The organism is Cedecea davisae (assembly GCF_044095835.1).
Taxonomy (GTDB): Bacteria; Pseudomonadota; Gammaproteobacteria; order Enterobacterales; family Enterobacteriaceae; genus Cedecea; species Cedecea davisae.
Genome location: NZ_CP172054.1, coordinates 4,714,546 through 4,735,460, shown reverse-complemented (window position 1 = coordinate 4,735,460; position 20,915 = coordinate 4,714,546). Strand labels below are relative to the sequence as shown.

Annotated in this window: 20 protein-coding genes; 13 read left to right on the top strand and 7 right to left on the bottom strand. The window is 48.8% G+C overall.

Features of this window, described 5'->3' with window-relative positions; all coding sequences use genetic code 11:
• Positions 1–385: 385 nt before the first annotated feature.
• The 6 genes from rfaQ (at position 386) to ACG1VR_RS22615 (ending at position 6,647) form a co-directional block, all read left to right on the top strand.
• Positions 386–1,420: a lipopolysaccharide core heptosyltransferase RfaQ gene (gene rfaQ, locus ACG1VR_RS22640; protein WP_395489838.1), complete on the top strand. Its 1,035-nt coding sequence runs from the start codon at positions 386–388 to the stop codon at positions 1,418–1,420.
• Complete coding sequence (locus tag ACG1VR_RS22635; protein ID WP_395489837.1) at positions 1,417–2,541, top strand: glycosyltransferase family 4 protein; 1,125 nt, start codon at positions 1,417–1,419, stop codon at positions 2,539–2,541. Before rfaQ ends, ACG1VR_RS22635 begins: the two co-directional genes overlap by 4 nt.
• The gene (gene rfaP / locus ACG1VR_RS22630; protein ID WP_172568668.1) at positions 2,534–3,331 is read left to right on the top strand and encodes a lipopolysaccharide core heptose(I) kinase RfaP; all 798 of its coding nucleotides are present in this window, start codon (positions 2,534–2,536) and stop codon (positions 3,329–3,331) included. The genes ACG1VR_RS22635 and rfaP overlap by 8 nt, the downstream gene beginning before the upstream one ends.
• 65 nt (positions 3,332–3,396) lie before the next feature.
• A complete protein-coding gene (waaO, locus tag ACG1VR_RS22625; RefSeq protein ID WP_395489836.1) occupies positions 3,397–4,407 on the top strand; it encodes a lipopolysaccharide 3-alpha-galactosyltransferase in 1,011 nt (336 codons plus the stop codon).
• 71 nt (positions 4,408–4,478) lie between these two features.
• Positions 4,479–5,498 carry a glycosyltransferase family 8 protein gene (locus ACG1VR_RS22620; protein WP_395489835.1) on the top strand — a complete coding sequence of 340 codons (1,020 nt, stop codon included), beginning with the start codon at positions 4,479–4,481 and terminating at the stop codon, positions 5,496–5,498.
• Positions 5,499–5,504: 6 nt separating this feature from the next.
• On the top strand, positions 5,505–6,647 hold the full coding sequence (locus ACG1VR_RS22615) for a lipopolysaccharide N-acetylglucosaminyltransferase (protein ID WP_395489834.1): 1,143 nt from the start codon (positions 5,505–5,507) through the stop codon (positions 6,645–6,647).
• Positions 6,648–6,692: 45 nt separating this feature from the next.
• Here the strand turns inward: ACG1VR_RS22615 and rfaL are convergent, their stop codons facing one another.
• The 4 genes from rfaL to rfaD are packed head-to-tail and all read right to left on the bottom strand — an operon-like array spanning position 6,693 to position 10,890.
• Complete coding sequence (rfaL, locus tag ACG1VR_RS22610; protein WP_395489833.1) at positions 6,693–7,901, bottom strand: O-antigen ligase RfaL; 1,209 nt, start codon at positions 7,899–7,901, stop codon at positions 6,693–6,695.
• A 28-nt stretch (positions 7,902–7,929) separates the two neighbouring features.
• Complete coding sequence (rfaC, locus tag ACG1VR_RS22605) at positions 7,930–8,892, bottom strand: lipopolysaccharide heptosyltransferase RfaC (RefSeq protein WP_395489832.1); 963 nt, start codon at positions 8,890–8,892, stop codon at positions 7,930–7,932.
• Positions 8,892–9,941 carry an ADP-heptose--LPS heptosyltransferase RfaF gene (rfaF, locus tag ACG1VR_RS22600; RefSeq protein ID WP_395489831.1) on the bottom strand — a complete coding sequence of 350 codons (1,050 nt, stop codon included), beginning with the start codon at positions 9,939–9,941 and terminating at the stop codon, positions 8,892–8,894. The genes rfaC and rfaF overlap by 1 nt, the downstream gene beginning before the upstream one ends.
• Before the next feature lie 16 nt (positions 9,942–9,957).
• On the bottom strand, positions 9,958–10,890 hold the full coding sequence (gene rfaD / locus ACG1VR_RS22595) for an ADP-glyceromanno-heptose 6-epimerase (RefSeq protein ID WP_016538897.1): 933 nt from the start codon (positions 10,888–10,890) through the stop codon (positions 9,958–9,960).
• Between the two features lie 284 nt (positions 10,891–11,174).
• Here rfaD and yibB point away from each other — a divergent pair, with 284 nt between their 5' ends.
• The 3 genes from yibB (at position 11,175) to tdh (ending at position 14,555) form a co-directional block, all read left to right on the top strand.
• A complete protein-coding gene (gene yibB, locus ACG1VR_RS22590; RefSeq protein WP_395489830.1) occupies positions 11,175–12,032 on the top strand; it encodes a protein YibB in 858 nt (285 codons plus the stop codon).
• A 290-nt stretch (positions 12,033–12,322) separates the two neighbouring features.
• The gene (kbl, locus tag ACG1VR_RS22585; RefSeq protein ID WP_172568660.1) at positions 12,323–13,519 is read left to right on the top strand and encodes a glycine C-acetyltransferase; all 1,197 of its coding nucleotides are present in this window, start codon (positions 12,323–12,325) and stop codon (positions 13,517–13,519) included.
• Positions 13,520–13,529: 10 nt separating this feature from the next.
• A complete protein-coding gene (tdh, locus tag ACG1VR_RS22580) occupies positions 13,530–14,555 on the top strand; it encodes an L-threonine 3-dehydrogenase (RefSeq protein WP_016538899.1) in 1,026 nt (341 codons plus the stop codon).
• 42 nt (positions 14,556–14,597) lie between these two features.
• Here tdh and ACG1VR_RS22575 read toward each other — a convergent pair whose 3' ends face one another.
• The 3 genes from ACG1VR_RS22575 to gpmM are packed head-to-tail and all read right to left on the bottom strand — an operon-like array spanning position 14,598 to position 18,356.
• Positions 14,598–15,488, bottom strand: coding sequence for a divergent polysaccharide deacetylase family protein (locus tag ACG1VR_RS22575; protein ID WP_395491136.1), 891 nt, complete (start codon positions 15,486–15,488; stop codon positions 14,598–14,600).
• Positions 15,489–15,536: 48 nt separating this feature from the next.
• A complete protein-coding gene (gene envC, locus ACG1VR_RS22570; protein ID WP_395489829.1) occupies positions 15,537–16,799 on the bottom strand; it encodes a murein hydrolase activator EnvC in 1,263 nt (420 codons plus the stop codon).
• A 9-nt stretch (positions 16,800–16,808) separates the two neighbouring features.
• Entirely contained in the window at positions 16,809–18,356 is a 1,548-nt protein-coding gene (gene gpmM / locus ACG1VR_RS22565) for a 2,3-bisphosphoglycerate-independent phosphoglycerate mutase (RefSeq protein WP_395489828.1), read from the bottom strand.
• Positions 18,357–18,605: 249 nt separating this feature from the next.
• On the opposite strand from gpmM, the gene ACG1VR_RS22560 reads away from it, so the two are divergent.
• From ACG1VR_RS22560 to gpsA, 4 genes are read left to right on the top strand one after another with little or no spacing between them, the layout of a single operon-like run.
• On the top strand, positions 18,606–19,037 hold the full coding sequence (locus ACG1VR_RS22560; RefSeq protein WP_016538904.1) for a rhodanese-like domain-containing protein: 432 nt from the start codon (positions 18,606–18,608) through the stop codon (positions 19,035–19,037).
• 23 nt (positions 19,038–19,060) lie between these two features.
• On the top strand, positions 19,061–19,312 hold the full coding sequence (grxC, locus tag ACG1VR_RS22555; RefSeq protein WP_016538905.1) for a glutaredoxin 3: 252 nt from the start codon (positions 19,061–19,063) through the stop codon (positions 19,310–19,312).
• Between the two features lie 57 nt (positions 19,313–19,369).
• Positions 19,370–19,837: a protein-export chaperone SecB gene (gene secB / locus ACG1VR_RS22550; protein WP_395489827.1), complete on the top strand. Its 468-nt coding sequence runs from the start codon at positions 19,370–19,372 to the stop codon at positions 19,835–19,837.
• Entirely contained in the window at positions 19,837–20,856 is a 1,020-nt protein-coding gene (gene gpsA, locus ACG1VR_RS22545) for an NAD(P)H-dependent glycerol-3-phosphate dehydrogenase (RefSeq protein WP_016538907.1), read from the top strand. The genes secB and gpsA overlap by 1 nt, the downstream gene beginning before the upstream one ends.
• Positions 20,857–20,915 lie beyond the last annotated feature (59 nt).

Here is a 20,915-nt window from a genome sequence, read left to right as displayed (position 1 = left end):
GGGATTCTATGTATTTAACCTGAGCTTTGCCATTACTTTTCCCCTATTTGGCTTAAAAGCTATGCGCATTGCACCGGGATGGTGCGCTCCCGGGTTTTCGCTTTCTGCTTAGGTTAGCTATAAAGGGGCTAAAATTGACCGGAAATAGCCTTTCGTCATGATGTGCACGTAACAATATTTCTATTCTTATCATGTTGTTATGCTTAGGGATATTCGTTTCGGAATGGCCGGGAATAAGTGATACACTAGATATAAAAATGAACACGTTGTCAGTGGACAGGTAGCTGTTGAGCCTGGGGCGGTAGCGTGTTTTTTTGTTTTTCAGTATTGCTGATATTAAGAGCCGACGGTGAATACGACATTTAAAAGAATTCTGGTGATAAAAATGCGCTTTCACGGCGATATGTTGCTGACAACGCCCGTGATCGGTACCCTCAAGCGCAACTATCCTGAAGCAAAAATAGATGTCCTGCAGTATCAGGATACGATTCCGATTCTTTCTGGAAACCCAGAAATCAATGCAAGTTACGGTATAAGCAACAAAGGCGTAAAGACCGGAAAGAAAATCAGTAATTTCCTCTCGCTGATAAGCCGCCTGCGAAAGAACCAATATGATCTGATAGTAAACCTGACCGATCAGTGGAGCGTGGCAATGATGGTTCGTTGCCTTGGCCCGGCGGTAAAAATTTCCCAGGATTACGATCATCGGCAATCATCGTTCTGGAAAAATAGCTTCACCCATCTTGCTCCTGTTGTTGGCGATCATGTGGTTGAAGCCAGTCTTTCCGTTCTGGCTCCTTTGGGCATTACCGATTTCTGTACCGAAACGACCCTGTTTTATGCCCCGGCGGACTGGCAGAAGATTCGTGGAATGCTGGATGAGCAAGGTGTCAGAGATAACTATGTTGTCATCCAGCCGACTGCCCGGCAGCTGTTTAAATGCTGGGATAACGACAAGTTTTCACGGGTTATTGATTTCTTGCAGGATAAGGGGTTTCCGGTTGTATTGACTTCCGGCCCAGGCGCTGCCGACCTTGCCTGCGTTAACGAAATTGCACAGGGTTGCCAGCGCCCCCCGATTGTGGCGCTCGCCGGCAAGACGAGTTTCCCCGAGTTGGGCGCATTAATCGATCACGCGGCATTGTTCATCGGCGTTGACTCTGCTCCCGGGCATATTGCTGCTGCGGTGAAAACGCCGGTAATTAGCCTGTTTGGCGCAACGGATCATATTTACTGGCGTCCATGGAGCGAGCAGATTACCCAGTTCTGGGCGGGTAACTATCAACCGATGCCCCCTCGCGCTCAGCTCGATCGGAATAAAAAATACATGTCGGTTATCCCCGCAGAGGATGTGATTGCCGCCGTTTCAAAAATGCTCCCCGTAACTGAGGCAGAGCCACAAACTGGCGGAACACTATGACCGTTGCTTTTTGCCTGTATAAATATTTTCCCTTTGGTGGCCTGCAGCGGGACTTCATGCGTATTGCGCAGGCGGTTGCAGCGCGTGGTCATGCTGTTCGCGTTTACGTGCAGTCCTGGCAAGGGGATAAGCCTGAAGAATTTGAGATTATTACCGTCCCGGTTCACTCAAAGACAAACCATGGCCGAAATGCCGAATATTATCAGTGGGTGAAGGCGCATCTTAGCCAGCATCCGGTCGCGCGGGTGGTTGGCTTTAATAAAATGCCGGGCCTGGATGTTTATTACGCCGCCGACGTTTGTTACGCTGAGAAAGTGGCAAAAGAAAAAGGTTTCTTTTACCGCCTGACTTCCCGCTATCGGCACTATGCGGAGTTCGAACGAGCCACATTCGAGCAGGGAAAACCGACAAAACTGCTTATGCTGACGGATAAGCAAATCGCTGACTTTGAAAAACACTACGGCACGGAATCCTCCCGTTTCCTGATCCTTCCTCCCGGCATCTATCCCGATCGTAGATTCGATAACCATCAGCCAGGAAGCCGGGATCGTTATCGGGAAAAAAATGAGATTGGCGCAGAGGACTACCTTGTATTGCAGGTAGGTTCCGATTTTTCGCGTAAAGGGGTCGATCGCTCTATTGAGGCGCTTGCTGCTTTGCCAGAAGCTATTCGCAACAGAACAACGTTATTTGTCGTCGGCCAGGATAAACCTGGGCGCTTTAAGGCATTAGCGCAAAAACGTGGCGTGGAAAACCGGGTTCGTTTCTTTTCCGGACGAAATGACGTCTCTGAACTGATGATTGCCGCCGACTTGCTTATCCACCCTGCCTATCAGGAGGCGGCCGGGATTGTGCTGCTCGAGGCTATTGCAGCCGGATTGCCTATCCTTGTGACGGAGGTTTGCGGCTACGCGCATTATATTGCGGATGCAAAATGCGGCAGGGTGATTGCCGAGCCGTTTAATCAAAAGTCGCTAAATGAGGCTTTATCTGGCGCTCTGACGAACACAGGGCAGCGCCAGCTTTGGGCCGAACATGCCCGTCATTACGCCTGCACCCAGGACATTTATAGCCTGGCAGAAAAAGCAGCTGACATTATTGTGGGGGAGCCGCGTGGTTGATTTAAAAGAGCCTTTTGCCTCCCTTTGGCGGGGTAAGGATGTTTTTGCTGAAGTTAAAAAGCTTCAGGGTGAGGTTTTTCGCGAGCTGGAAACCCGGCGCACGCTTCGCTTCGAAGCCGCAGGAAAGAGCTATTTCCTGAAATGGCACCAGGGCACTGCCTTTAAAGAAGTCGTAAAAAACCTTATTTCATTCCGTATGCCGGTCCTGGGTGCCGACCGTGAATGGAAGGCTATTCATCGCCTGAAGGCGCTGGATGTGGACACGATGCAGGGCGTTGGATTTGGTGAAAAAGGGCTGAATCCAATCAATAAGACGTCATTTATCATTACCGAAGATCTGACCCCAACAATTAGCCTCGAAGATTACTGCGCCGACTGGGCAACTAACCCGCCTGATGTGAAAGTGAAGCGGATGCTGATCGGGCGTGTTGCCGCTATGGTGCGCAAAATGCACGGCGGCGGCGTGAACCATCGTGATTGCTACATTTGCCACTTTTTATTGCATCTGCCGTTTGATGGCCAGGAAAGCGACTTAAAGATTTCGGTAATTGACCTGCATCGCGCGCAGATTCGTTCAAAAGTTCCTCTCCGTTGGCGGGACAAGGATCTCATCGGACTTTACTTCTCATCGATGAATATTGGGCTGACTCAGCGGGATATTTGGCGGTTTATGAAGCGCTATTCTAATCAGCCTCTGAGAGAGATGATAGAAACAGAACATGCACTGTTGGCTAAAGCGGAAGAAAAAGCGAACAAAATAAAGGAAAGAACGATTCGTAAATCGTTATAGCTGCCTGTAAAGTGAACCTTAAAGGTTCCAGTGACCTATTCATTTAAATTGGATAAGAATTAAAAATGTCTCAATTCAGTGATGAAGATATCATCCTTTCGGCTTTCGAATTCAATCATCAGAGAGCGAATGCTGATGATGTTTTAAATATAGCTTTTGGTATTGATAAGAATTTTCTTTTTGGATGTGGCGTAGCTATTTCATCAATCCTGTTGAGTAATCCGTCAGCATGCTTTGAGTTCCATGTTTTCACTGATCATTTCAGTGAAGATGATAAAATTCGATTCTCGGCATTAGCTAAGCAATATAAAACATGTATTCATATTTATGTGATTAACTGCGAAAAACTTAAGTCCTTGCCCAGCACAAAAAACTGGAGTTACGCGACTTATTTTAGGTTTATTATTGCTGATTATCTTTATGGCAAGCTTGATAAGCTTCTCTATCTGGACGCGGATATTGCTTGTAAAGGAAGCATCCAGGAGTTAGCGAGCTATACTTTTTCGGATAAAGAAATTGCCGCAGTAGTTGTTGAAAGAGACATTGATTGGTGGACTAATCGTTCAATTACACTTTCGACCCCAGAGTTGATTTCCGGCTACTTCAATGCAGGCTTTCTGCTTATTAATATTAATGAGTGGAATGCGAATAATATTTCCGCTAAAGCAATAGAAATGTTGCGTGATCCGGTGTGGGTTGAGAAAATAACTCATCTCGATCAAGACGTACTAAATGTACTGTTGGTTGGGAAAGTTAATTTCATTAATGGGAAATATAATACACGTTTCAGCATAAATTATGAGTTGAAAGATAACGTTGTTAATCCCGTCAATGATGAAACCGTTTTTATTCATTATGTAGGGCCAACAAAGCCATGGCATAACTGGGCGAGTTATCCTGTTTCTCTGAGCTTCCTGACGGCTAAAGCAGCCTCGCCATGGCAGAGTGTTGAGCTTCTTAAGCCAATAAATAGTCATCAATATAGATACTCTGCTAAGCATCAATTTAATCAAAAGCGCTACTTCCATGGCATTATGAATTATATTAATTACTACGTTGCTAAATGCAAAGAATAATAAACTGACGGCTGTAATATATAATCATAATTTTATACTGCACAATGAGTTGTGATGAAAGGTTATTAAAATTGGATTTTAAAAAACTTACTCAATTTAAAAATATAATCGTTCTGGATCGTCGCACTGAAAAACGTGAAGATCGCTCGACTTTTAATATTTCTTGGGGAATTGATAGGAATTATCAGGTTGGTGCTGCAATATCTATTGCATCAATTCTTGAAAATAATAAACAGCATGATACTGATTTTACCTTTCATATTATTGCTGACTATTTAGATAATGACTATATTGAGCTTTTAACACAATTAGCAGAGCAGTATAAAACTGTTATTAAATTATATCATATTGATTCTGCACCGCTGATTTCGCTGCCCAGAACCAACATTTGGCCTGTATCTATATATTATCGTTTGCTTTCATTTGATTATTTCTCTGAGCGCCTTGATAGTTTACTCTATCTGGATGCTGACGTTACATGTAAAGGATCCCTACAAGATCTTGTCTCTTTAGAATTTAATGAAGAGTATGGCGCTGTGGTGATTGACGTCGATTCAATGCAGAGAAAGAGTGCCGTACGGTTACAGAATTCAGAATTTGAAGGGCATTATTTTAATTCTGGAGTAATGTATATTAATTTAAAGCAATGGTTAAAGTCCGAGTTGACAGCAAAGTTTTTTAATTTACTCGCCGATGAAGATATTGTAGATAAATTAAAATACCCTGATCAGGATATTTTAAATATTATGTTCCTGAATCATGCAAAGATATTACCAGGGGAATATAATACTATTTACTCTTTGAAGTCAGAGTTTGAGAAAAAAGAAAGTGGTTACTATAAGAACTTTATCAAAGAGGATACTGTTTTTATACATTACACCGGTGTGACTAAGCCGTGGCATGATTGGGTTGATTATCCGGCAGCACAGTTTTTCCGTACGGTTTATGAGCTTTCACCATGGAAAGGAATACCTTACCAGGCTGCTGTGAAAAAACATGAGTATAGAGAGAAATATAAACACCTGCTTTATCAGGGTAAAGTAATAAGTGGCCTCTTAGCAGCAGCAAAATATAATTTAATGAAAGGTTAAGGTTTTATGGTTGATAAAATTATATTTACTGTGACACCTATTTTCTCTATTCCTCCTCGTGGAGCCGCAGCTGTCGAAACATGGATGTATCAGGTAGCACAGAGAACATCAATTCCAAACCGGTTAGTGTGTATTAAAAACGAAGGATATGCGGATTTTACTCCGGTAAACGATAACTGCAGCATCCATCGAATTGGTTTTAGTCGAATCTATAAGCGTCTCTTCCAGAAGTGGACCCGCCTTGACCCGCTGCCGTACTCACAACGAATACTGAATATTGCAAAAGACTTTCATATAACAGATGAAAGTGTCGTTGTTGTGCATAACAGTATGAAGCTGTATCACCAGATTCGACAGCGTGCTCCACAACAAAAAATCGTCATTCATATGCATAATGCGTTCGAGCCTAAAATGCTTGAGCAAGATGTAAAAATGATTGTACCGAGTTTTTTCCTGAAGGATTACTATCAGAAGTATTTGCCAGATGCAGATATTGTGATTGTACCTAATGGAATTGATTTAGATATTTATCAGTCCTCTTATGAGTCGGTTTCCAGAGCATGTTTGGGTATTACTGATAAGGATAAGGTTATCTTCTATGCGGGGCGTATTGTACCGGATAAAGGTGTCTTACTGTTGATGCAGGCATTTGAAAAACTCACTGCGAAGCATCAAAATCTAAAGCTTGTGGTGGTTGGCGATCACCAGGAAGTGAATAAGGGTGAGAATGGTGCCTATCAACGTGAAGTTGTTGAGATTGCTGAACGTTTGCAGAACCAATGCCTCATGCTGGGAAGTATAGCACCCGAGCAAATACACCGTTACTACCCTCTTGCTGATTTAGTTGTTATTCCGTCTCAGTTCAAGGAACCATTCTGTATGGTGGCCATCGAGGCAATGGGAGCAGGTAAACCCGTGTTGGTTAGTACTCGTGGCGGTATGGTTGAATTCGCCAGGAAGGGAGAAACAGGTTTTCATCTGCGAGAACCAATGACGGCGGACTCTATTGCTCAGGATGTAATGAGTACGTTGCAAAGCAATGATATAGACATTGTTGCTAAACGTGGTCAGAGCTATGTATATGAACATTTTAGCTGGGATGGCGTCACACAACATTTTGAGGAAGTTATTCATAACTGGTTTCATTAATAAAAAAGGCTACGGAATGTAGCCTTTTTTATTTTTGAGGTTTTATTATTTATTTTTCATGACTATCAGAAAACCAACCAGTATACCTAACAGGTCCAACTGTATTTGCTCAACATTGCCTCGAATAATGAAATAGCCGATAAATGATAATAAAATGATCATGTATGCATTTATTTGAGAGTGCTGGCTTCTCTCAAACGCATTTGCGAGGCACTCTTTTGTAATTGCTGCATAAATCAGTAACAGGCCAGCTAATCCGAGTAAACCGGTACCAAACCAGACAAATAGTGCTAAGTTATGGGGTCCAATAGATTCACGAAACGTCCAATTAGGATAATCAACAACACGCTTATTGTAGATGTCTTTATAGGCGATGTTCCCAAAACCGTATCCAGTAATGGGGTTTTCCATAATAAGATCGTAGGCACTGCCTTGTGTGCCATTTGTATAGCGATAAGAACCGTCGGTTTGCTGAAGCTTAAATGTCAGATTTGCAGATATTTGCTTATGTGAGAAAATTGCTGCCAGCGCAATCGCTGAAATTATGATTCCTGTAAATAATAATTTCCATTGTTTATTTAATAAAATCCATATAAGGCTAACAACTAATACGGAAAGCCATGCACCCCGTGAAAGTGTGCCTAAAATAAGAAATAGATAAACCAGACTCAGCAGAATGAATCCAATCCTGTATTTTAGTGATTTGATTAACCACATACTGAGTAGGGCCGGGAAGAGAAATACCATCGAATCAGAAATACTACGATGTCGGTAATCTGTAAACGGCATAATTCCTTGTTTATAATCCTGATAATAAAATATGAGCTCTGATAAGCAGCGTAAGCTCAGTGCCGTGATGAAAGAAAAGAAAATTAGCTTTGAAATTAACTCTTTGCTTTCATTTCTTAGCAAAACAGGGATAGCGATAGTACATAATAGTGTGTTTTCTAAAACAGACCTGCTGATCTCTTTCAAACTGGCTTTGAAATCAGGGGTTTGTAGTAGAGAAAGTAATACAGCAACGGTTAAAAAAGCAACGCTGTAGAAGAGAAATGTTTTGAAAACAGGTAAGAAGTGCCGTGGTTGCCTGCAAAGATATGAAATTGTTGTTATCGCCATCAGTATAACAATGAGATGTTTATAACGAGTGATATTTCCTAAAAAATAGGTGGCGATAAACAAGAACACTAGCGTTCTATTCCAGTATAAGGTCCAGTTTTTTTTCTCATTAGAAAAAAATAATATATGGGCCATCTCTTCTCCGCTGTCGAAATTCGAGTGCTTAAACTTTAGCCGTAAGTTGATTAAATACGGTAGAGGCAGTCAAATCTCCAAGGCTGTTGCTCGGCGATCGGCACTCGACCTGATTTTTCCCATACCCACCAATGAGACCCGGATCTGTCGGTCCGTAAAGCGTCACATTTGGCCGGTCTAATGCTGCGGTAAGATGACTTAATCCTGTATCAACGGAAACGACATATTTTGCCCCCGCCAGCACTTTAGCCACTTCCTCGAGCGTCATCCTCGGTAACACATCAACAAAATCAAACCCTTCTGCCAGTCTTTTTGCACGTGCTTCTTCATGAGGCGCTCCCCACGGCAGCTTAATGCGAATCCCTGAATCCTCCAGCAGACCAATTAGCTCTCGCCAGTTCGTCTCCGGCCAGTGTTTATCATCCCGAGTGGTCGCATGTAAGAATACGGCATATTGGCCGTTATCGGCGTTCAGATTGTTCAGGAAATGCCGCGCGATGGCGTAATCGCCCTGAGTTTGCGGCTTGCTAAAGCCCAGACTTTTGGCAAAAAGCTCACGCACACGTTCAACGGCATGTTGCTGTTTGGCAACGCTGTGTTTTACGTTGTAGAACAGGCTGGCTAAAGGTTCGCGGGCGCTGTTCCAGTCCATGCCATGTTTAACGCCATGCGCATTACGAGTCACCAGAGCCGCGCTCTTTACCAGGCCCTGAGCGTCGATAATGCAGTCATATTTCCTGGCTTTCAGGGTCTGGTAGAATGCTTTGCGCTCGGCGCGCGTCTCAGAAGCAAACCAGCTCTTTCTCCAGCGACGGATAGCGACCGGAAACACATTCTCCACGGCAGGATGCCAGCCGGGGATCTGAGCGAAACCTTCTTCAACAACCCAGTCGAATTTGATACCCGGAATTGCATGCATCGCGTCGGTCAACGCGGGAAGGGAATGCAGTACGTCGCCCATTGAGGACGTTTTGACCAGAAGCACCCGCATTAGTCTTCCTTACTGGTAGTTAACAGCTCGGTTAACGCGACCAGCACGCTGTCCGGAGTAATATCAATCAGGCTCTGGTGATACCCTTCTGCCGCATCACCTTTGCGTACTTTATGGTAGCCGCTAATCAGGCGGATTACTTTTGCTTTGTGGGACAGCGGCGGCGTGAAGTCAGGGCTGCTTGGGCCATATAGCGCCACCAGGGGGCGCCCTAGCGCGGCGGCAACGTGCATCAGGCCTGAATCATTAGTCACTACGCCCTGGCAGGCGGAGAGCAGGATAACGGCCTGTTCAAGCTGAGTATCACCGGCAAGATTACGGCACCAGGCCTGCTGTTCGGTAGTAAGCGTGGCGAGAATATCGTTACCCGCATCTTTGTCTTTGGCTGAGCCAAATAGCACGACCTGATAGCCAGCATCGATGAGTTTGGCTGCCAGATCCGCGTAATGATAATGTGGCCAGCGTTTAGCCGGGCCAAACTCTGCACCAGGACAAAAACCTATCATCGGGCGCTGCTGGTCGAGATTGAAGGCGGCGCAGGTCTGCGTCTTCTCACCCTCATTAACCTGTAATTTAGGCCACAGCAGCGGTTGGGGTAAGTCTTTGGCGGATTGCATCACGCCCTTGTCGTATGCAAGAGCGACATAGCGCTCCACCATTAGCGGCCACGCCTCTTTGTCCAGCTTCCGGCTGTCGTTGAGCAGGCCATAACGCATTTCGCCTAGCCAGCCGGTACGATGAGGAATTTTGGCAAAGAAGGGAACCAGAGCGGACTTGAACGAGTTTGGCAGGACGTAAGCGCGATCGTAGTGCTTATTACGCAGGCTGTGGCCAAGACGGCGACGTTCGCCGATTTCCAGCGCGCCGTGGCCGAGCGGCATAGCTATTGCCTCGTTAACTTCCGGCATGCGGGATAATAATGGACGGCACCACGCGGGTGCCATCACATCAATTATCGCCTGGGGATAACGCGCCTTGAGCGTGCGATAGAGACTTTGCGACATCATCATGTCGCCCACCCATGACGGGCCAATCACCAGAATTTTCATGCTTCAGTTGGCCTGCTTATGCGTCACGATTTAACCATGTCATATACTCCGCAACCCCTTCGGCTACGGTTTTAAACGGCTTGTCGTAGCCGGCGGCGCGCAGGTTTGTTAAGTCGGCTTCGGTGTAAGCCTGGTAGCGGCCTTTCAGCTTATCCGGGAAAGGAATGTACTCGATACTGCCTTTCTTGTGGAACGCCAGTGCGGCATCCGCTACGGCCTGGAAGGACTCTGCACGGCCTGTTCCGCAGTTGAAAATACCTGACACGCCATTCTGCCAGAACCACAGATTGACCGCAGCCACGTCGCCCACATAGATGAAGTCACGTTTGAAACTGTCGCTGCCTTCAAACAGTTTTGGGTTCTCGCCGTTGTTTAACTGGGTATTAAGGTGGAATGCTACGCTTGCCATGCTGCCTTTATGGCCTTCGCGCGGTCCGTAGACGTTGAAGTAGCGGAAGCCGGTAACCTGTGAGTTGGCTTCAGGGAGGATCTGGCGTACATATTCGTCGAACAGGAACTTTGAGTAGCCATAAACATTCAGAGGCTGCTCAAACTCGCGGGATTCAATAAAGTCTTTATTGCGGCCGCCGTAAGTGGCTGCGGAAGAGGCATACAGGAACGGAATTTCGTGCTCCAGGCAATAGTGAAGCACCTCTTTGGAGTACTGATAGTTGTTATCCATCATGTACTTGCCATCCCACTCGGTGGTGGAAGAGCAGGCACCTTCGTGGAAGATAGCTTCGATATCGCCAAACTCTTCACCGGCCATAATCTGGATCAGGAAGTCTTCCTTATCCATATAGTCGGCGATATCCAGGTCAACCAGGTTGGCGAACTTGGTGCCGTCCTTCAGATTGTCGACAACCAGGATATCCCGGTAGCCCTGATCATTCAGGGATTTAACAATGTTGCTGCCGATCATTCCGGCGCCGCCAGTAACGATGATCATAACTGTAACCTTCAAATTATGGAGTCAGAGACAATCTCAGACCTGAATGTGCATAATCATACCATCACATTTGCATCCCTTCAGCCATTTACACGGTGAGGTAAACCAACTGTCTCGGAGAGTTACATTGACGGGCTATTGGCTATGCTTTCAATTTTTATCGGGAAAGTTATTTAATTGAAAGCTGCTAATAAGGTTGAACTCTGCGCATAAAACGTACTGTGTACAGGGAGTAAGTGATTGTGATATAATATATTTCTTTATATTAATGGTTTTTATTGGCGATGAAATCATCTACCACGATTGTAACGGCATATTTTGATATTGGTAGAGGGGAGTGGACTGCTAATAAAGGGTTCCGTGATCAACTTGCCCGCTCTGTTGACGTCTATTTTAATTATTTCGAGCGATTGGCTGCTTTAGAAAATGATATGGTCGTTTTCACCTCACCAGATCTTAAGGAAAGGGTTGAAGCAATTCGACAGGGAAAACCTACGACAGTTATTGCCATTGATATAAAAAATAAATTTAAACATATTCGTGGTCTCATTGAGAAAATCCAACATGACGAAGCATTTACGAATAAATTAGAGACCAGGCAGTTAAAAAACCCAGAGTACTGGTCTCCAGAGTACGTATTGGTCTGTAATCTAAAGACCTACTTTGTCAATAAAGCTATTAATTCTGGATTGGTAAAGACTCCACTGGTTGCATGGGTTGATTTTGGTTATTGCCGTGAGCTAAAAGTGACTCGTGGTTTAAAAATTTGGGATTTCCCATTTAATAAAAATACCATGCATCTATTCACCATCAAGAAAGGGCTAAATGTGAAGTCATTGCAGCAGGCATTTGATTTCATGATTGGTAACCATGTCTATATTATCGGTGGTGCTATTGTTGGCTCTCAGGATAAATGGAAAGAGTTTTATCCTCTGGTCATGGAAAGTCAAAAAATAACTCTGAAACATAATATTGTTGATGATGACCAGGGGATCTTTGTTATGTGTTATTACAAGCAACCTGAATTATTTACCCTTAACTATCTTGGGAGGGGAAAATGGTTCGATTTGTTCCGTTGCTTCAAACGCTCAGCTTTGGGGGCCAGGCTGCAGGCGCTGAGAATTTTTCTTTCGAGGAAATAGTCGCCCTGGAGTTAATTATAATCCTGATGAATGTTATTTGAGCTGGCCCGATAGCGCTGAAGTTATCTGGCCTTTTATTTATGCTAATTTATGATGCTTTCAATAAGTACAATAAATTCAAGATATTATGCTTTTTTTTGATGTGTCATTTATCCCGGTCAACAGGGCTGCTGTCCACGTTTTGTTACGTGATTTATCCTGCAAAAATCAGATTCCCTGAAGCGTCATCTCGTCTCCTGGTATAGGTTTGGGTAATATGTGCCGAAATTTGCCATGCCTGGAGAATCGCGATGCGCGAAGATTTTTACAAGCAGTTGACCTCCCAGCTCGAGACGGCTCGTGCGGAAGGGTTATTTAAAGAAGAGCGTATTATCACCTCCGCCCAGAATGCGGATATCACCGTTGCCGACGGTAGCCACGTTATCAACTTCTGCGCCAACAACTATCTGGGACTGGCTAACCACCCGCAGCTGATTGAAGCGGCTAAGCAGGGAATGGACAAGCACGGGTTTGGTATGGCTTCTGTGCGTTTTATCTGCGGAACTCAGGACAGCCACAAAGCGCTGGAAGGCAAGCTGGCGGAATTCCTTGGAATGGATGATGCGATTCTGTATTCCTCCTGCTTTGACGCCAACGGCGGGCTATTTGAAACGCTGCTCGGCCCGGAGGACGCCATCATTTCTGACGCGCTGAATCATGCGTCAATCATCGACGGCGTTCGCTTGTGCAAAGCCCAGCGCTACCGCTATGCCAACAACGACATGCAGGAACTGGAAGCTCGACTCAAAGAAGCGCGTGCGGCCGGTGCTCGCCACGTCATGATTGCTACCGACGGCGTGTTCTCCATGGACGGCGTGATTGCCAACCTGAAAGGCGTTTGTGACCTGGCGGACAAATACAACGCGCTGGTGATGGTGGATGACTCCCATGCCGTCGGTTTTGTCGGCGAAAACGGGCGCGGGACACATGAATACTGCGAAGTGATGGATCGCGTGGATATCATCACCGGCACGTTGGGCAAAGCGCTCGGCGGCGCATCCGGCGGCTATACCGCAGGCCGCAAAGAAGTGATTGAGTGGCTTCGTCAGCGTTCCCGTCCGTATTTATTCTCCAACTCTCTGGCTCCGGCCATTGTTGCCGCCTCCATTACAGTGCTCGAGATGCTGGCTTCCGGCGCCGACCTGCGTGAGCGTCTGTGGTCTAACGCCCGCCTGTTCCGTGAAAAAATGAGCGCTGCGGGCTTTACCCTCGCAGGGGCTGACCACGCCATCATTCCGGTGATGCTGGGCGAGGCGGTAGTGGCGCAAAACTTTGCTCGTGAACTGCAAAAAGAAGGTATTTACGTCACCGGCTTCTTCTACCCGGTGGTGCCAAAAGGTCAGGCGCGTATTCGCACCCAAATGTCGGCGGCGCATACCCCTGAGCAAATTGAACGTGCGGTGGATGCATTTACGCGCATCGGTAAGCAATTAGGCGTTATCGCTTAAGGGAGCGGTCATGAAAGCATTAGCAAAACTGAAAGCAGAAGAAGGTATCTGGATGACGGATGCGCCCAAGCCGGAAATGGGCCATAACGATTTGTTAATCAAAATCCGTAAAACCGCCATCTGCGGCACCGACGTGCACATCTATAACTGGGACGAATGGTCGCAAAAAACGATTCCAGTGCCGATGGTTGTCGGCCACGAATACGTGGGCGAAGTGGTGGGTATTGGTCAGGAAGTGAAAGGTTTTAAAATTGGCGACCGCGTTTCTGGCGAAGGGCACATCACCTGTGGCCACTGCCGTAACTGCCGTGGCGGGCGTACCCACCTGTGCCGCAATACTACCGGCGTTGGCGTGAACCGCCCTGGCTGTTTTGCCGAGTATTTGGTTATCCCGGCCTTTAATGCGTTCAAAATCCCGGACAATATCTCCGATGACCTGGCCTCTATCTTTGACCCATTCGGCAACGCAGTGCATACCGCACTTTCGTTCGATCTGGTGGGCGAAGACGTGCTGGTGTCCGGAGCTGGCCCAATTGGTATCATGGCGGCTGCGGTAGCAAAACACGTTGGGGCGCGTAACGTTGTCATTACCGACGTGAACGAATATCGCCTGGAGCTGGCTCGTGAGATGGGTATTACCCGCGCGGTTAACGTCAGCAAAGAAAGCCTGCAGGACGTGATGAGCGAGCTGGGGATGACCGAAGGATTTGACGTCGGTCTGGAGATGTCCGGTGCACCTCCTGCGTTCCGCGCCATGCTGGACACTATGAACCACGGCGGCCGCATTGCGATGCTGGGTATTCCACCGTCCGATATGTCTATCGACTGGACAAAAGTTATCTTTAAAGGGCTGTTTATTAAAGGTATCTACGGGCGGGAAATGTTTGAAACCTGGTATAAAATGGCGGCTCTGATTCAGTCCGGTCTGGATCTTTCGCCAATCATTACCCACCGCTTCTCAATTGATGAGTTCCAGAAAGGCTTTGATGCGATGCGTTCCGGGCAATCCGGTAAAGTCATCCTGAGCTGGGATTAATCGTGCAGCCAGAGGACATAAGTCCTCTGGCTTCTTCCGCAATCAGGCCTGCTTACCCCAGCCCTGCCACTGATGTTGTAAATATTTCACCAGCGAACTTTCGCTAATACTCTCGCTCAATACTTTGAAGTAGGTCGTCGCATACACCGGCTCAAGCGGCTTTTTCGGCTTACAAATTTTCACGCCCCGGAACGGGTTACGTGGTGGCTGTTGCTTGCCCGGCTGCGCGGTATTCGGCGTGGAGGTGTCAATTTGAGGCTCGTTCAGCAGGCTGCTCGGCCTCACCAGAGTGATGTCCGGCGGCAGGTTATAAATCATCTGCTGCAATACACGAACGGTCGCTGGATGCGGGTGGCCGATAGCAATGGCCGAGCCAGTTTTACGGGCCAGCTGGATCGCCCGATTAAACTGGAAGCGAATATCCGCTTCGTTCTGGGTATCGTCGAGAAACACTTTACGCTTAATCACTTTCACCCGGGTTCCGGCCGCGGCGCGCGTGGCCTGGCTGTTGCCGATGGTCATGCTATCGAGGAAGTAGAGATTATATTGCTCCAGGGACTGCATGACCTTTTGCATGCCGAACAGGCTGGAGGTCATAGCGCTGCCCATATGGTTGTTCATCCCGACCGCGTAAGGCACTTTATTCACCGCATCACGAATAATGCGTTCTATCTCCTCGCTGCTCATATCCGGGCGCAGCGTATCTTTCTCCAGAGGCTGCTTGCTCAGCGGAGCCATTGGCAGATGGATAAGCACTTCATGACCGGCAGTATGAGCTTTGGTGGCCATTTCACGGGAGTGAGGAGCGTTGGGCAGGACGGCGACGGAGACATTGGTCGGCAGAGCCAGAACCAGATTTTCCTGCTGAGGGCGATAGCCAAAATCATCGATAACTATCGAGAGCTTACCGGCCCAGGCGGTTGTTGCCAGCATTAGCCCGCTGGCGGCGGCGAAAAAAAAGGTGCGAAACTGAGGCAAAACTTATCTTCCCAACCACGGTTGTGGATTCACTGCCTGGCCCTGGCGACGAATTTCGAAATAGAGTGACGGACGGCCCTGGCCGCCACTGCTACCCACGAGCGCGATAGCCTGGCCCGCGCGCACCTGGGTGCCCACGCTGACCAATGCGCTCTGGTTGTAGCCGTAGAGACTCATATCGCCTTTACCATGCTCGATTACCACCACAAGGCCGTAGCCCTGCAGCCAGTCGGCAAGAATAACGCGCCCGTCAGCAATGGCTTTAACTTCCGTTCCCTCTGACGCGCCGATAACGATACCTTTCCAACGTAGTTCACCTTGCAGCTGTTCGCCATAACGATGAAGTAACGAACCGCGAACCGGCCAGTACGCCTGGCCGCGAGGGGAGCCCAGCCCGCCGGTTCTGGACATCAGCGAACGCTCGCTTTCGGTCGGCTTGTAGGTGGTGCCTTTGTTCGACGCCTGCTGCTGTTTGTCGCGAACCTGCTCTGCTTCTCGCGCTTCGCGTTCGGCACGGGCTTTGGCTGCGGCTTCCGCGCGGGCAATCTGGCTTTGCAGGCGGCTCTGGTTTTGGCGCATCTCGCTCAGTTTCTGCTGATCTTGCTGGATGGATGACTCCAGCCCGGCGAGGGTTTTCTTGCGTTCGTTGCGTGCGCTTTCTAGTTTGGCCTGCTGCGCCTGTTGCTCATAAAGCAGCGTTTGCTGTTCGCTTTGTTTACCTTCCAGCTCGGACTTTTGCTGCGCAGCTTCCGCTTTGGTTTGTTTTAACTCTTCGATGGTCTGCTGGCGTGCGGTATTGAGATAGCCAAAATAGGCCTGCAGGCGCTGGCCACGCTGGCTTTCCTCACCGCTGAGGATCAGTTGAAGACCGGTATGCTGCCCCTGACGGAATGCGGCATCCAGCTGGGCCGCCAGGTTGCGTTCCTGGGTTGCCTGCTGTTTTTGCAGCTTTGCGAGAGAGTTATTCAGGGTGGCAATTTGATTATTTAAATCAGCGAGCGTGTTTTGCGTCTCGCGCAGCTTACGGCTGGCGGCAGAAATCGCTTCTTCCTGAGTCTTCAACTGAGCCAGCAGAACCGATCGCTGTTGCTGCTGCTGGCGTACCGCGCGCTCTTTGGCGGCGATATCCTGCTGAATAGACTGTAGCTGCTGTTTGTCATCGGCGTGACTGGAAAAAGAGCATAACAAGACGCCAGCGCTGAGCACGCTGGCGTAGATAACGGGCTTCACAGCCCAGGTGTTTGAAAAAATCGCCTTTCCCCTCATGGGGAGGGATTATTCCACGATGAACAGCGGCTTGCCAGTCATCTCTTGCGGGATTTCCATGCCCATCAGGCTCAGCATGGTTGGCGCGATGTCGGACAGCTTGCCGCCTTCTACCGCTTTCAGATTTTTCTCGCCAATATAAATCAGCGGAACCGGCAGGCTGGTGTGGGCGGTGTGCGCCTGGCCGGTAGCCGGATCGCGCATTTGTTCGGCGTTGCCGTGGTCTGCGGTGATCAGCAACTGGCCGCCAACGGCTTCAACGGCTTTAACCACCTGAGCAACGCAGTTATCCAGCGCTTCGACCGCAGAAATAGCCGCTTCATAAACGCCGGTGTGGCCAACCATATCGCCATTCGGGTAGTTACAGATGATGGTATCGTACTTACCGCTGTTGATGGCGCTAAGCAGCTTGTCGGTCAGTTCTACCGAGCTCATTTCCGGCTGCAAATCGTAGGTTGCTACTTTCGGTGAGTTCACCAGCACGCGGTCTTCACCGGCAAACGGCTCTTCCACACCGCCGTTATAGAAGAAGGTAACGTGAGCATATTTCTCGGTTTCGGAAATACGCAGCTGGGTTTTGTTGTGCTTCGCCATCCACTCGCCGAAGGTATTGCTCAGGGAAGCTGGTGGATAAGCACAGGCAGTTTTAATATCCGCAGCGTATTCAGTCAGCATCACGAAATCACCAAACTGAACGACTTTTTTACGTCTGAAGCCGTCAAAATCGGCGTTAACGAAGGCGCGGGTAATCTGGCGGGCGCGGTCGGCACGGAAGTTCATGAAGATCAGCGCATCGCCGTCGTTCATGATGGACTCGGCTTCACCGGCGGCGCGGATAACGGTTGGTTTGACGAATTCGTCATTCTCATCACGCGCGTAGGCGGCTTCCAGAGCGGCGACCGCCGTTTCGGCCTGGTATTCACCTTTGGCCTGAGTCATCAGGTCATAAGCCAGTTCAACGCGATCCCAGCGGTTATCCCTGTCCATCGCGTAGTAGCGGCCAATCACGGTGGCGACACGGCCTTTGCCCAGAGCGGCAAATTTATCAGCAAATTTTTTCAGCGAAGATTCAGCGCTGCGCGGCGGCGTATCGCGGCCGTCGAGAAAAGCGTGCAGATAGATAGCTTCGGCCCCGCGCTCGGCCGCCAGCTCGATCATCGCAAGGATGTGATCTTCGTGGCTATGAACGCCGCCTGCGGAAGCCAGCCCCATAATGTGAACGGCTTTTCCTGCGGCAACTGCTTTGTCAACGGCAGCGGTAAGCACCGGATTAGCAAAGAAAGTACGTTCTTTAATTTCAACGTCCAGGCGAGTCAGGTCCTGGTAAACAATACGCCCTGCGCCCAGGTTTACGTGGCCAACTTCGGAGTTACCCATTTGCCCGTCAGGCAGGCCAACTTCAAGCCCTGAAGCGTTGATCAGGGTATGCGGGCGTTGAGCCCACAGGCTATCCATCACCGGAGTTTTAGCATTAAGAATGGCATTATCCTGCTGCTCTTCACGGTGGCCGTAGCCATCGAGAATCACCAGAACCATAGGTTTTTTAGTAACCGACATTGCAACAACCTCTGAGTCAAAGACAAAAAATTTGCGTAATTTTACTACAGGCGATCCCGGCAAATAGCCGCAGAAGATCAAAGAAAGGGGTTGGATGGCGATCGGATTGCTTCAGTCCGGTTCTTTTTTTCCGTAACAGCACGCAGAATCCACATAACATTATTCAGACTGGCTGTAATTGCCACAACGCGAAGGTATACTCCCCACCTGGTTTTCTCATCATTACTTAGTCGGGAGTTACTACCCCCCATGCAAGAAATTATGCAATTCGTTGGCCGTCACCCCATACTTAGTCTGGCGTGGGTCGGTTTGCTGGCCGCGGTACTTTTCATGACCTTTAAGGGGTTAACCTCCAAAGTTAAAGTCATTACCCGTGGTGAAGCTACCCGCTTAATTAACAAAGAAGACGCGGTAGTTGTTGATGTGCGCCAGCGTGACGATTTCCGTAAAGGCCACATTGCTAACTCGCTGAACGTGCTGCCAACTGAAATCAAAAGCGGCAACTTCGGTGAGCTGGAAAAACACAAAGCGAAGCCGGTGATTGTGGTGTGCGCCAACGGCGTCTCTTCACAAGAGTCTGCCGCACTGTTAAATAAAGCAGGTTTTGAGCAGGTATCACTGCTGAAAGAAGGCATCGCCGGCTGGAGCGGGGAAAACCTGCCGCTGGTTCGCGGTAAATAATCTGGAACAGACTGAGGTAAACCATGGCGAATATTGAACTCTACACTAAAGCGACCTGCCCGTTTTGCCACCGCGCAAAAGCTCTGCTCAATAGCAAAGGGGTGACGTTCCAGGAATTGCCTATCGACGGCGATGCTGCTAAGCGTGAAGAGATGATCAAGCGCAGTGGCCGCACCACGGTTCCGCAGATTTTTATTGATGCACAGCACATTGGCGGTTGCGATGACTTGTACGCACTGGATGCGCGTGGTGGACTCGATCCCCTGCTGAGCTAGTGCGGTTTGTCTGCCGTGTATCGCAGATTAAGGACGTTTAAATTTTAAGGGTTAACAATGTCAGAACAAAATAATGCAGAAATGGCTTTCCAGATTCAGCGCGTTTACACCAAGGATGTTTCTTTTGAAGCACCAAATGCGCCGCACGTTTTCCAAAAAGACTGGCAGCCGGAAGTTAAACTGGATCTCGATACCGCGTCCAGCCAGCTGGCTGATAACGTGTATGAAGTGGTGCTGCGCGTAACCGTGACCGCAACGCTTGGCGAAGACACCGCTTTCCTGTGCGAAGTGCAGCAGGCCGGTATTTTCTCCGTTGAAGGTATCGATGGTTCTCAGCTGGCGCATTGCCTGGGTGCATACTGCCCGAACATTCTGTTCCCGTATGCGCGTGAATGTATCACTAGCCTGGTTTCTCGCGGTACTTTCCCTCAGCTGAACCTTGCACCGGTTAACTTCGATGCGCTGTTCATGAGCTATCTGCAGCAGCAAGCTGGCGAAGGTGCTGAAAACCATCAGGATGCCTGATGAACAGCCTTAATGCTTCAATGACTGTGATCGGTGCCGGTTCTTACGGCACCGCTCTCGCCATCACCCTGGCGAGAAACGGCCACCACGTTGTGTTGTGGGGGCACGATGCTCAACATATCGCAACGCTGCAGGCCGATCGCTGTAATGTTGCGTTCCTGCCGGATGTTCCTTTCCCCGATACGCTCCATCTGGAGAGTGATTTAGCCACTGCCCTGGCGGCCAGCCGCAATATTCTGGTTGTTGTCCCGAGTCATGTGTTCGGGCAGGTGCTGCGCCAAATCAAACCTCTGATGCGCCACGATGCGCGTATTGTCTGGGCAACTAAAGGCCTTGAGGCAGAAACGGGCCGCTTATTGCAGGATGTTGCTCGCGAAGCGCTGGGCGATGATGTGCCACTGGCCGTTATCTCCGGGCCGACTTTTGCTAAAGAGCTGGCCGCAGGTTTGCCGACGGCTATTGCTCTGGCGGCGACAGACGACCAGTTTGCGGACGACCTCCAGCATCTGTTGCACTGTGGTAAAAGCTTCCGCGTCTACAGCAATCCCGATTTTATCGGCGTACAGCTGGGCGGGGCGGTGAAGAACGTTATTGCCATCGGCGCAGGGATGTCTGACGGCATCGGTTTTGGCGCTAACGCTCGTACCGCGCTCATTACCCGTGGTCTTGCAGAGATGACGCGTCTGGGCAGCGCGCTTGGCGCTTCGCCTGAAACCTTTATGGGGATGGCGGGCCTGGGTGACCTGGTGCTGACCTGTACCGATAACCAATCCCGCAACCGTCGCTTTGGCATGATGCTGGGTCAGGGTATGGATGTGGACGGTGCGCAGCAGAAAATCGGCCAGGTGGTTGAAGGGTATCGCAACACCAAAGAAGTTCGCGAGCTGGCAGCGCGGGTAGGTGTTGAAATGCCAATAACCGAGGAAATTTATCAGGTATTGTATTGCGGAAAAAACGCGCGCGAGGCAGCATTAACGTTGCTTGGTCGTACCCGTAAGGATGAACGAAGCGGCAACTGACGGATCGTTTAATTCACCGCAATAACTGAAACGTCCCGACCCTGGTGTCGGGCGTTGTT